Source organism: Actinomadura sp. NPDC047616 (assembly GCF_040642915.1).
In the GTDB taxonomy this organism is placed as follows: Bacteria; Actinomycetota; Actinomycetes; order Streptosporangiales; family Streptosporangiaceae; genus Spirillospora; species Spirillospora miaoliensis.
The window spans coordinates 236,340-248,778 of sequence record NZ_JBEYTB010000009.1 but is presented as its reverse complement, the minus strand read 5'-3'; the positions used below and the strand labels follow the sequence as shown (position 1 = coordinate 248,778).

Genomic DNA, 12,439 nt, shown 5'->3' with positions numbered 1-12,439 from the left:
GCGGCCGCTCCCCTGCGGTGTCCCCTGCTGCCATGGTCACTTCTCCCCCCTGTCGTTGGCGCGCGTGCCGTACGCGGCGACGGTCCAGGCGACGACGTGCCCGTCCACCACACGCGACGCCACCTCGGTCACCGTCTCGTCCGGCGCGGCCCGCAGCCGGTCCAGCAGCGCCCGTTCCCGTGCGGCGAGCACCGTCGCGTCCGCCCCGGCCGGTATCGGGGTGACGGCGATGCGTGCCGTCTGCGGGACGGGCCGCACGAGCGCGACGCCCAGTCGGTCCGTGTACGCGACGGCCACGTTCAGTTCCGTCTCGAAGGGGCCGGTCACCCGGGGGCGTCCGGCGTCGTCATCACGGACGGACAGCTCGGCGGGGAACAGCGGCCCGTGCCCTTGCTCCCACAGCCAGTTCCGTACGGCGTCCTTGACGGCGATACGGCCCAGCAGCCACGGCCCCTGGGCGGAGGGCGCCAGGCGGTGGTAGTCCGCCCGCTCGGCCGCCCCCAGGTAGAGCCGCATCACCAGGTCGCGGGACGAGGCCGCGTCCCAATGCCTGCGGGCCAGGCACCAGCCCCCGGGCTGTGGCCGGCCCACGCACGTCAGCTCCGGGGTGAACCTCATCCGCCACAACGCCTCGTCGGTGTAGAGGCGGTGCACCGTCCAGCCCTCGATGCGCGCCCACACCGTCCCGTCGGTGCGGGCCAACTCCACGTCGTACCGCACCGTGGAGCCGGTGACCGTACGGGGACGGGCGTTGGCGTCCAGGCGCTCCCCCTGCGGCGGTTGCGGGCCGTAGAAGGAGATCCGGTCGACGCCCGTGGGGAAGACGGTCTGGTTGTCCTCCCCGTAGACCTGTATCCAGTGGCCGCACAGCTGCCCCGCGCCGTTCAGCAGCGCCCCGGGCGTGGGCAGTGATACCAACGTGCCGCGCACGCCCTCCCCTGTGACGGCGCAGATGTCGCTGACGCTCTGGAACAGCGGCCCCTGGAACGTCCAGCGTTCCTCGTAGAAGCGGTCGGCGTCCACCGGGGGCGGCCCCTCCCCGGCGAGCGGGGCGGCCGCTTCGGGCGGCTCCGGGTAGGCCGCGGTGAGCAGCACGACGCCGTCGGCGTGGTCGCCGACGGTGACGCTCACCTCGCGCGGCACACCGTCGCGCGGACGCCCCGGGGCGGTCGTCTCCGCGTGGATCTCGGTGGTGGTCGCAGGCTCGGCCACCACCCACCGCCGGGCCCGCACGTCCCGGAACCCGGCGACCACCAGCCCGGGGCACAGCCTGCGGGCCGTCTCCGCCATCACCTCCAGCAGGGTGGTGATCGGCACGACCGGGAACCGGTCCGACATCTCCGGCCAGCCGGCGGGCTGCGGGATCACGCAGTGGTCGGCGACGTAGGGCATCGCGGCCAGCGAGAACACCCGCGAGACCGTCAGCTCCGTCACCGCCGGGGCGTCGTCCGGCCGCGGGGCCGCGCGGGTGCTCAGCGCCCTCAGGACGGTCCGCGCGCTCGCCGTGGCCTCCCGCAGCAGCGCGTTCATCTCGGCCACCACGGGACTGTCCCGGGCGAGCCGCGGCAGCGCCCCGCCGGCGGGCGCGGCCGTGTCCGCGTCCGCGGCGGACGCCACGCACAGCGGCGGCACGGCGCCGTCGAGCCGGATCACCGGGGTCCCGAGGTCCAGCCGCACCTCCCGGCCGCCCGCCGTCGCCTCGTCCGCCCCCGGCGGCGCGGGCGGGCGGCGGACCACGCCGGTGAACCACGCGTGCGCGGGCGGTTCTTCGAGGATCACGTGAACGTTGCAGCCGCCGAGGCCGAAGGCGTTCACCACCGCGCGGCGCGGCGCGTCGGCCCGGCCCTCCCAGGCGGTCGCGTGGTGGACGGGACGCAGCCGGGTCCCCTCCAGCGCCGGATGCGGATCGTCGACGTGCAGCGTGGGCGGCAGCGTCGCCTCGCGCAGCGCGCACACCGCCTTGATCAGCCCCGCCGCGCCGCCCGCGGCCATGGCGTGCCCGATCATCGACTTGACCGAGCCGAGGCCGAGCGGCGGGCCGTCCGCCCCGAACACCCGCAGCAGCGTCTCCAGCTCGGCCGCGTCGCCCGCCGGGGTGCCGGTGCCGTGCGCCTCCACCAGTCCGGCCGCGCCCGGCGCCGCCGGGTCCAGGCCGGCGTCGCACCAGGCCCGCCGCACCGCCAGCACCTGCCCCTCCACCAGGGGCCGCAGGACGCCGTCGCCGCGCCCGTCGCTGGAGACGCCCACGCCGCGCAGCACCGCGTGGATCCGGTCGCCGTCGCGTTCGGCGTCGGCCAGCCGCTTGAGCAGGACCATCCCCGTCCCCTCGGCCAGCAGCGTCCCGTCGGCGGACCGGTCGAACGGCCGGATCCGCCCGCTCGGGCTCAGCGCGCGCAGGCCGCTGAACACGCTCCACACGGTGGCGTGGTGGGCGTGGTGCACGGCCCCGGCCAGCATCGCGTCGCACTGCCGGGACCGCAGCGCCCGCACCGCGTGCTCGACGGCCAGCAGCGACGACGCGCACGCCGCGTCCAGCGTGTAGGCGGGTCCGCGCAGGCCGAAGCGGTCGGCGACGCGCGCGGCCGCGAAGCCGGGCAGGACGCCCGCCCCGCCGCCCGTGCCGGTCTGCTCGCAGAAGGCGGCGCGGACGCGTTCCAGGCACTCGGCGTCCAGCTCCGGCAGCAGCTCCCGCAGCGTGACCAGCAGTTGCCGGACGACGGTGACGCGCTGGTCGAACCGCGCGACGCCGGGCGTGATGTAGCCGCCGCGGCCGAGGACGACGCCGACCCGCGACCGGTCGGGCAGCCGTTCCTCGCCGCCCGCGTCGGCGATCGCCTCGGCGGCGGTGCGCAGCGCCAGCAGCTGGTCGGGCTCGATGTCGGCCACGGCCGCGGGCGCGATCCCGAACCGGGCCGGGTCGACGGTGGCCAGCTCGTCGACGAATCCGCCGCGGCGGCAGTACAGGCCGTCGCCGGCCGGCGCGCCGTAGGACGCGGGGTCGTAGTACAGGTCGGGGTCCCAGCGGTGCGCGGGCACGTCGGTGATCGCGTCGACCCCGGCGCGCACGTTGCGCCACAGCTCGGCCGCGGACCCGGCGCCGGGGAACACCGCCCCCAGGCCGACGATCGCGATCGGCTCGGTCACCGGGCGGTCCCGGTGAACACCACCTGCACCTCGTCGCCGAACGCCAGTTCACGCAGCAGGGCGGCCACGCCCGCGTCCGGATCGATCAGCGGGACGCCGGCGGACGCCGCGCCGCCGTCCCCGGCGCACGGGCCCCAGTCGGCGACCAGCACCCGGCCGCGCAGCTCGGTGCGCCACACGCGGGCCAGGGTGTCGCAGGCGTCGCAGGCGGCGGCGTGGTCGGCGTGGCCGGGGCTGCCGTACACGCCGGCGACACCGCCGAACACCACGAAGAACCGCAGGTCCGGGCGGACGGAGGCGGCCAGCGCACAGGCCCCGTCCACCTTGGTGCGGTAGACGCGGGCGAACGACTCGGGGTGCTTGTCGCGGGCCGGGCCGTCCGCCGGCAGCCCCGCCCCGTGCACGACGCCGTCCAGGCGGCCGTGCCGTGCGTACACGTCCTCCACGACGGCCCGCACGGCCTGCGGGTCGCGCACGTCGACCGCGTGGTAGCGGACGGACGCGGCGGTGCCGTGCAGCGCCTCCAGGGTCGCGCGGACCTCCCGTTCGGCGAGGATCCGCCGGATGCCCGCGTCGATCTCGGCGGGCGTGCGGGCCACGCCCTGGGACAGCAGCGTGCGGCGCAGCGCCGCCTCGTCGGAGGCCGCCGCGATCAGCGGGTCCTCCGCTCCCGGCAGCTGCGGGGTGCGATCGACCAGTTCCAGGTGGCAGCCGGTGGCGCGGGCCAGCTCGCGGGCGAGCCGGGCGGTGATGCCGCGGGCGCCGCCGGTGAGCAGCACCACGCCGTCCGCGTCGAGGCCGAGGCGGGCGGCGGCGCCGCTCGCCTGCCCCGGTTCGGCGGGCGGTTCGGCCGGGACGACGACGAGCGTGCGGCGGCGGCCCTCGGCGTCGTGGCCGATTTCCACCGGAGCGTCGGCGGTCAGCAGCTCGGCCAGGATGCGCTCGGCCACCGCGCGCGGGTTCTCCTTGGTGTCGACGTCGATCGCGCGCACCAGCACCTCGGGGTACTCCTGCGCCAGGGTGCGCGCCAGGCCGCGCAGGCCCGCCCCGGGCGTCGGGTCGCCGACGCCGCCGCCGGTGAACTCGTGCCCGAACGTGCCGCCCGCGCCGGAGGCCAGCACCAGCCAGCGCAGCCCGCCCCGCAGCGCGTCACGGACGCCGCCGTACGCGCCAGGCAGGATCGGCCCGGTGCCCGGACGCAGCGCCGCCAGGTGGATCAGGCCGTCGCACGGCGCGTCCGGCTCCAGCGGCGTGCGCACCTGCGCGCCTTGCTGTTCGAGCAGGTCGGCCAGCTCCAGCGCGATCCCGCAGCCGTCGTCGACGATCAGGAACCGGCGGCCGTCGAACCGTCCGGGCTTCTGCGGGGGTATCGGCAGGGCCGGCAGGTCCGCCATCCGCACCACCTGCCGGACGGGCGCCGCCCCCACCGGCTCGGGCCGAGACTCGGGCTCGGGCGCGTGCTCCGGTGTCATCTCCGGCTCCGGCGCGGGCCGAGGCGTCGGCGGCTCGGCCTGGGACCGGCTCGCGTCTCGCTCCGGCGCCTCCGCCTCCTGGCGCCGCCGGCCCGGCTCCGGCGCGGGACACGGCCGGGGCTCGGGCACCGTGGCCGTCATCGCCCTGCGCAGCACGTCCAGCGACTCGGCGGACAGCGGCTCGTCCTCGGTGTGGTCGCCGGTGTGGTCGCCGGTGTGGTCGCCGGTGTGGTCGTCTCCGTGGTCGTCCCCGTGGTCGTCGTCGGCGGCGCCGAGGAAGCGCAGCATGACCTCGCGCTGCGCCGCGACCAGCTCCCGGGTGGCGCGCAGGTACTCCAGCACCGCCGCCTCGGTGGCGTCGGCGTCCGGCGGCGCCGGCAGGGACGCCGGCGGCGCGGAGGCCTCGGCGGGACGGACATCACGATCAGCATCCATGGTCGTTCCCGTGATCGGCGCGGCGCCTTCGGCGGGCCGCGGCGCGGTGGCCGGCCGCCCGCCGTCGACGGCGCGGAGGAGGTGCCCGTTCACCGTCCAGCGGGGCGCGTCGGCGCGGTCGGCGGCGTGGGCGGGCACGGGGCGCGCGTCGCGCCCGGCGAACAGCGCCGCCGCGTCCACCGGGACGCCCGCGACGGCCAGCTCGGCCAGCGCGCACAGCAGGCCCTCGATGGCGCCGCCGGGAGCGTCGCACGCCACGGCGGTGTGCGGACGGTCGCCGAGGATCTCCCCGACGAGTTCCGTCAGCACCCGTCCCGGCCCGGCCTCGACGAACACCCGGGCGCCCGCGGCGTACATCGCCTCGATCTGCTCGACGAACCGGATCGGCGCGGCGACCTGCCCGGCCAGCGTGGCGGCCAGCTCCCCCGGGTCGCCGTCGTGCGGCGCGGCGGTGGTGTTGGACCACACCGGGAAGGCCGGCGAACGCAGGTCGCGGCGGCCCAGCTCGGCGCGCAACACGGCCGGCGCGCCCGCGACCAGCGGGCTGTGGTGCGCGCACGCGACCGGGACGGGACGGACGCGCAGGCCGCGGCCGCGCAGCTCGGCGACCGCCCGTTCCACGGCCGCGGTCGTCCCGGAGATCACCACCTGGCGCGGCGCGTTGTGGTTGGCGACGACGACGCCCCCGATGCCCGACAGCGCCGCGCGGACCTCGCCGAGCGTGGCCGCCACGGCGGCCATCGTCCCCGGGTCAGCGCCGTCCGCGGCGCCGCCGGACGCCCCGGCCGCCGCGAGGACGGCCTCGGCGCGGGCCGTGCTGAGCGCCATCAGGTCGTCCTCGCCGAACACCCCGGCCGCGCACAGCGCCACCAGCTCGCCGTACCCGTGCCCGGCGGCCATGTCGGGACGCACGCCCAGCTCGGTCAGCAGCCGGTGCAGGGCCAGCCCGGCGATGCCCAGCGCGGGCTGCGCGACGCGGGTGTCGGTGAGGGCCGCGCGCTGCCGTTCGGCGTCCTCGGGCGTGAACGCGGCGGGCGGGAACATCGCGGCGACGTGGCGTCCGCCGTCCAGGCGCAGCAGCCGCCGCAGCCGCGGGAACGCGGTGAACAGGCCGGCGAGCGCGTCGGGCCGCCGGCCGCCCGGCCCGGGGAACAGGAACGCCACCCGCCCGGGCTCGGCCCCGGCCGCCCGCCCGGCGACGAACACGCCGGGCGCGGCGCGGAACTCGCGGGCGGCGGTCAGCTTGGCCCGCAGGTCGTCGAGCCCGGTGGCGACGATCGCGACCCGCACCGGGCCGTCGCCGGCGGCGAACGTGCGGGCCAGGTCCCGCAGCCGCGTCCCGGTCGCGGCGAGCTCGCCGAGCCGGTCGAGCCGGTCGCGGGCGGCGGCGGGGTCGGCGCCACGGACGAGGAACAGTTCGGCGGGCCACGCGTCCAGCCCGGACACCGGCTCGGGCGCGCCGTCGTGGGCGGCCAGGACGGCGTGGAAGCCGGCGTCGCTCAGGCCCGCGTACCGCTCGGCGGGCGGCACCGGCCACGGACGCGCCTGACGGCCGAACACGAACGGGCTCGTCTCGGGGTCCCAGGCGCGGTCGGGTTCGGTGATGTGCGGGGCGCCGGGCAGCACGCCGGCGTGCAGCGCGCAGGCGACCTTGATCAGGCCCGCGAGCCCGGCGGCGCCGCCGGTGTGCCCGATCCGCGCCGTGACCGACCCGAGCGTCACGCTGCCCGGCTCGGCGCCCGCCTCGGTGAACACCCGCGTGAGGGCCTGCAGCTCGGCCGCGTCGTCCGCCGGGTCGCCGGTGCCGTGGGCCTCCACCAGCCCGACGCGGGCCGGTGAGACGTCCGCGCGGGCGTAGGCGCGCCGCGCCGCCCGCCGTCGCGCCTCGGGACGCCGGGCGGCCGGCGCGTCGCCGGCCCCGGCCACCGCCTTGATCACCGCGTAGACGCGGTCGCCGTCGTCCTCGGCGTCGGCGAGGCGCTTGAGGACCACGCACGCCACGCCCTCGCCGGGGGCGCGCCCCTCGCTGGAGGCGTCGAACGGCGCGCACCGGCCCTGCGGCCGCGCCGCCGTCACGTCGTCGAACACGTCGGCGGCGCCGCACAGCACGATGTCGCCGGCGCCGTCCGCCAGCCGCCCGCACGCGACGTCCAGCAGGTCGGCGGCGGCGGCCGAGCCGTGGGCGGAGCCGCCCAGGCCGAGGCGGTCGGCGACGCGCCCGGCGTCCACGTTGCCGAAGATCACGGTGCAGCGGGACCGGTCGGACGGCCGGTCGGCGTAACCGGCGTCGGCCAGCGCCCGCGCCGCCACCTCCAGCGCCAGCAGCTGCACCGGCTCGATGCCCGCCGCCGCCGACGGCGCGATGCCGTACCCCTGCGGGTCGAACGGCACGTCCGGCAGGAGCCCGCGGTCGGGCGGCGCGCCGGTGGTTGCGCCGGTGGCCGGGTCGGCGCCGTCGACGATCCCGGCCCAGTACTCGGCGGCGTCCCGCGCGCCGGGGAACACGCAGCCGATGCCGACGATCGCGATGTCAAGGGGCGGCGCGCCGTCCTCGTCGGGCCGCCCGGGTTCCGGCTCGGCCCGCGGCACCGGCCGCGCGTCCGGCTCCTCGTCCGGGACGCCGATGCCGAGCGCGACGGCCCGCGTCTCCAGGAAGCAGGTGGCGCCGGTGGTGACCTGCTCGTGCAGGGCGGTGATGCCGGTGGTGGCCGACCGCAGCGCCGCCACCTGCCCCATCGTGTAGAGGCCCTCACGGCGCTGCTCGTCCGGGTCCACCGGCTCCGGCGCGTCCCCGGCGGACGCGTCGGCCGGCGCGGCGGGGTCGCGGCGCAGGCCCTTGGCGGCGACGCGCAGCCGCCCGAGGTTGAGCTCCTCAAGCCGCGCCCACATCTCGTGCTGGGGCGTGCCCGCCGCCTCCAGCCGGCGCCGGGTCTCCTCGAAGGTCCGCACGTAGGGCGTGCGGGCGCACCGGGTGGCGTGCCCCGGCGAGGTCTCCAGCAGCGTGGTGCCGTCGCAGCTCAGCGCCGTCTGCTGGAAGCCGGGCAGGATCGCGCCCGCCGCCACGGCCTCGTAGGTGAACAGGTACGCGGTGCCCATGAGCACGCGGACGTCGGCGCCGCGCGCGGCCAGCGGCCCGGCCAGCGCCGCGACCATCGCGGCCGACCGCTCGTCGTGGACGCCGCCCGCGAACATCACCGACAGCTCGGCGGCGCCGGCCGGGTTGTCGTCGCACCACCGCAGCAGCAGCTCGACCTGCGCGTCCCACAGCGGGAACGCCGCGCGCGGCCCCACGTGGCCGCCGCACTCCATGCCCTCGAACACGAACCTGCGCGCCCCCTCGGCCAGGAACCGCTCCAGCAGCCCCGGCGACGGCACGTGCAGGTACGTGCCGACGCCCGCCTCCTCCAGGGACGCGGCCTGGGCGGGCCGGCCGCCGGCGATCAGCGCGAACGGCGGCGCCACCGCCCGCACCGCCGCCAGCTGCTCCTCGCGCAGCTCGGGCGGCGCGAACCCCAGGACGCCCACGCCCCACGGCCGGTCGCCGAGCCGGTCGGCGGTGTCGGCCAGCAGCCGTCGCGTCTCCTCGCCGTCCATGGGCGCCAGCGCCAGGAACGGCAGGCCGCCGTCCTGCGCGACCGCCGCGGCGAACGCCGACCGGTCGCTGACGCCCGTCATCGGGGCCTGCGCCACCGGGTACTCGCGGCCGGCGGGCGCGCCGGGCGGGTTGTCGGCGGGCGCCAGCGGACGGGCCCGCACGGCGGCGCGCAGGTGCGCGGTGATCTCCTCGCGGATCGCCTGGACGACGCCGCCGGCGGTCTCGTGCCGGGCGGCGAGCGGGGCGGCCAGCGCCCCGTCCTGCCCGACCGGCAGCAGCCGCGACCGCAGCCCGGTGGCGCCGAGCCGGGCGTTGATCTCCGCGGGGGCCAGGCCGTCCAGGTCGATCTCGGGCAGGTCGGGCCGGGCGTAGACGCGGTGCCCGCGCACCACGCGGGTCTCGCCGCCGTCCATGGCCGTGAGCGCGGCGACGACGTCGCCCGGCAGGTCCATCTCCCGCACCAGCGCGAAGTGCACGTCCAGGACCACCCCGGCGGCGCCGCCCGCCACGGCCGCGGCGGCGCTGTGCGGGCCGATGCCGCCCGCCGCCCACACCGGCACGTTGATCGCCGGGTCGCCGAGCAGACGCTGCAGCAGGACGAACGTGGTGAGGTCGCCGACCCGGCCGCCCGCCTCGGCGCCGCGTGCGATCAGCCCGACCAGGGTCGGGCCGTTGCGGTCGCCGTCGGCGGACAGCTCGCGGCACAGCCGTACCGCCGCCTCCGCCTCCGCCGGGTCGACGACCTCGACCAGCAGCCGCCGTCCGCGCGCGAACTCCGCCGCGTCGATCCGGTCCCCGGGCCGGCCCGGCGCCGTGGTGGGCGCGGCCTTCCTGCGTTCGGCCTCCTCGCGGTCGAGCACGACGACGCCCTCGGCCGGCCCGGTGCTCTGGGCCTGCTCTCGTCTGAGCTCGCCCGCCGGGATCACCCGGACCGATCCCGCGTCGTCGAGGTCGGCGTCGGCCGGACGGACGTCGGCCTGCCCGGCACCGCCTCCCATGCGGGACGCGCCGCCGGGCGGGGTGGGCATCGGAACGCTGGGCTTGGCGGGCTTCGCGTCGCCGGCGGCGGCGGGCTCGGGGACGCCTGGAGAAGTGCTTCGCCCGCTCTTGACCGCCGCACCGCGCGCTTGGGGCACCACGATGGGCGCGCCGCCCTGCGCTCCGGCGGACACCGCCCCCGGGCCGCCTCCGGTGGACGGCGCACCGGCGGGCCGTCCCGGATTCCCGCCGAGGGCGTCGTCGCCGGGGACGGCCAGGCCGAGGGCGGCGGCGTCGATGACGACGGTGTCGACGGCGTCCGGCAGGTCGGCCGGGCGGATGCCGCATCCGGCCGGGACGCGGACGCCGAACGTGCCGTCCCACCACCGGCCGACCTCGGCCAGGGCGGCGAGCGCGGCGGCGCGGTCGGCGCCGAGGTCGAGCACCCCGAGGGCGCCCGCCCGCGCGACGGCGACCGTCAGCCGCGGGGCGGTCCGCCCGAACGGGGCCATGGCGACGATGTCGAAAGGCACGTCGAACGGCCCGTCGAACGGAGCCCCGGTCGGCGGCCGGTCGCGATGCCCCGCGTCCGCCTCGGTCCGTGCCGGCCGTCCGGCCTCCCCGGCTCGGAGCTCGCCCCTGCCAGCCGTCATGCGCTGCCCCCCGACGTTACGCCTGTTACCGCGGGCACGGGCCCGCGACGCTGCGCAACACTACGGTCGGCGACGAGACCGGCACGGGGACGACACACCAGGAAGCACGCTGATTAACGCCTCTCCAAAGATTCCCTGGAAGGTCCCTTGACCAGCGGAAATCCGACGGCCGGGCGAGGCGCTGCCCGGAGACGGGCCGGCGGGCCGGGGCGGCGACCGGCCCGCCGGGTTCGGGGGGAGCGGCGACCGGGCGGCGCGGGGCGGTCGGCTCCGGATGCGTCGGCCCCCGGCGGGGGCGGGCGCGGGTCAGACGCTGGCGGCCTCCCGGCGGTGGGCGCGGATGCCGTGGCGCAGCACGCCCTCGTCCAGCCAGCGGTCCAGGTACGTCCAGGTGGTGGCGCGGGCGGCGGGGCCGGTCAGCACGCCGAGGTGCCCGCCGGGCGCGGCCACCAGGCGCAGCCGGGGCGAGCCGGTGAGCATCCGGGCGACCGAGCGGACGGCCGCGACCGGCGCCACCGCGTCGCCGCGTCCGGCGACCAGGAGCACGGGCACCCGCACGTCCGCCAGCCGCGCCCGGCGGCCGCCGATCTCGAGCCGGTCTCCGGCCGGGGCGAGCTCCCGCACGAACGCGGTGTAAACCTGCTCGGCGGTGCGTCCCGGTGCGGCCGGCATCATGCCGAGGAAGTGGTCGACCGCCTCTTCCTGCGCCAGGAACTCGATGATGTCAACGCCTGTCATTATCTTGTAAGGACGGCGCAGGTATTTGTCGACGTCGGCGAATCGGAAAGCTCGTTCCAGCAACGCGTTCGGCCGGTCGCCCAGCATCCTGGACAATCCCCCGGGGAACGGCGCGGGCGGCGGCCCGGCCGGGATCGCCACGGCGGTCACCGAGGCGATCGGCAGCGCGGGGTCGGCGGCGGCCAGCAACGAGTACGCGCCGCCCAGGCACCACCCCACGAGCTGCACGGGCTGCCCGCCCGCGTCCCGGCTGACCGCGCGGATCGCCGCGGGCAGCACCCGTCCCGCCCAGGCGGCCAGCGCGGGCCCGCGGTCGGCGAAGCGGGGCGTGCCGGGATCCAGCAGGTAGGTGCGCCGCCCCCGGGCCACGGCGTGTCCGGCCAGGCTGCAGCCCCGGCGCAGGTCGTAGCAGCGGGCGGGCGCGGCCAGCGGCGACACGAACAGCACCGGCGGCCCGGTGGGGATGACGCCCTCCGGCGGGCGGTAGCGGTGCAGGCATCCCCGGGGCTCGGCCTCGGCCACATCGGCGGGCATGGGGCGCAGGTCGGCGACGCGGCCGTAGAGCACCTTGCGGGCCAGGCCGGCCGCGGCGTCGCGCACGCTCCGGGGGGACGGCTTCATTTCGCTATTGTCCACTCCGTTCGGCGAGCCGGACGCGGGGGAATCTCAGACCATTCTGCGTGCATCCACGGTGAGGTTCATATCACATCCCTGTGAAGAGCGTGTTAAATCCGTCGGGCCGTCCCGCCGTCCCGCCCCGGAAAGAAACCGTGAAAACGATGGGACGCGCTCGGCGGGCCCGCACGTTCCGCTTCCCGGTTCGCCGCGTGCGCCGTCCCGGCGCAACCGCCGCGAGTTTTTTCCGGCGGGCGCCCGCGGAGGCGACGGAGGCGGCGGCGCGTGGCGGCCCTAGGCTGGGAGTCGTGGTGCACGAGGGGCCGTTCGAGTACGGCAGAGACGGACCGAAGGTGATCGTCACCGGTGTGGACGGCTCGGAGACGTCCCTGCGGGCGGCCTCCTACGCCTGGGGGCTGGCGCGGCGCAGCGGCGCGCGGCTGCTGCTGGTGCACGTCACCCCGCTGGCGTCGATGTCGACGCTCACCCCGGGCGGCGCGGCGGTGCTGCGCGAGGCCAGCGAGGAGATCGTCGCCGAGCTGCGCGGGGAGCTGGAGCGCGTGGCGGCCACGCGGCCGGACGAGGTGCGTTACGAGCTGCTGGTCGAGCAGGGCGACGCGTACGGGGTGCTGTCGCGCGTCGCCGACGAGTCCCGCGCCGACGCGGTGATCGTCGGGGCGTCGCAGCAGGCGGGGCACCGGCTGATCGGCTCGGTGGCGGTACGGCTCGTGCGCGCCGGACGCTGGCCGGTGACCGTGGTGCCCTGACCTTCGGCCCCGGCGGCCGAGTGCGCGGCCGCATGCGGGGAA

4 protein-coding genes are annotated in these 12,439 nt (G+C 77.9%); 1 reads left to right on the top strand and 3 read right to left on the bottom strand.

The window, feature by feature from the left end:
* Positions 1–36: 36 nt before the first annotated feature.
* From ABZ801_RS22830 to ABZ801_RS22820, 3 genes are all read right to left on the bottom strand, one after another.
* A complete protein-coding gene (locus tag ABZ801_RS22830; RefSeq protein WP_360700933.1) occupies positions 37–3,144 on the bottom strand; it encodes a beta-ketoacyl synthase N-terminal-like domain-containing protein in 3,108 nt (1,035 codons plus the stop codon).
* On the bottom strand, positions 3,141–10,277 hold the full coding sequence (locus ABZ801_RS22825) for an SDR family NAD(P)-dependent oxidoreductase (RefSeq protein ID WP_360700930.1): 7,137 nt from the start codon (positions 10,275–10,277) through the stop codon (positions 3,141–3,143). Before ABZ801_RS22825 ends, ABZ801_RS22830 begins: the two co-directional genes overlap by 4 nt.
* Positions 10,278–10,583: 306 nt before the next feature.
* Positions 10,584–11,636: an alpha/beta fold hydrolase gene (locus tag ABZ801_RS22820; protein WP_360700927.1), complete on the bottom strand. Its 1,053-nt coding sequence runs from the start codon at positions 11,634–11,636 to the stop codon at positions 10,584–10,586.
* Positions 11,637–11,938: 302 nt separating this feature from the next.
* Here ABZ801_RS22820 and ABZ801_RS22815 point away from each other — a divergent pair, with 302 nt between their 5' ends.
* Entirely contained in the window at positions 11,939–12,397 is a 459-nt protein-coding gene (locus ABZ801_RS22815) for a universal stress protein (protein WP_344946960.1), read from the top strand.
* Positions 12,398–12,439 lie beyond the last annotated feature (42 nt).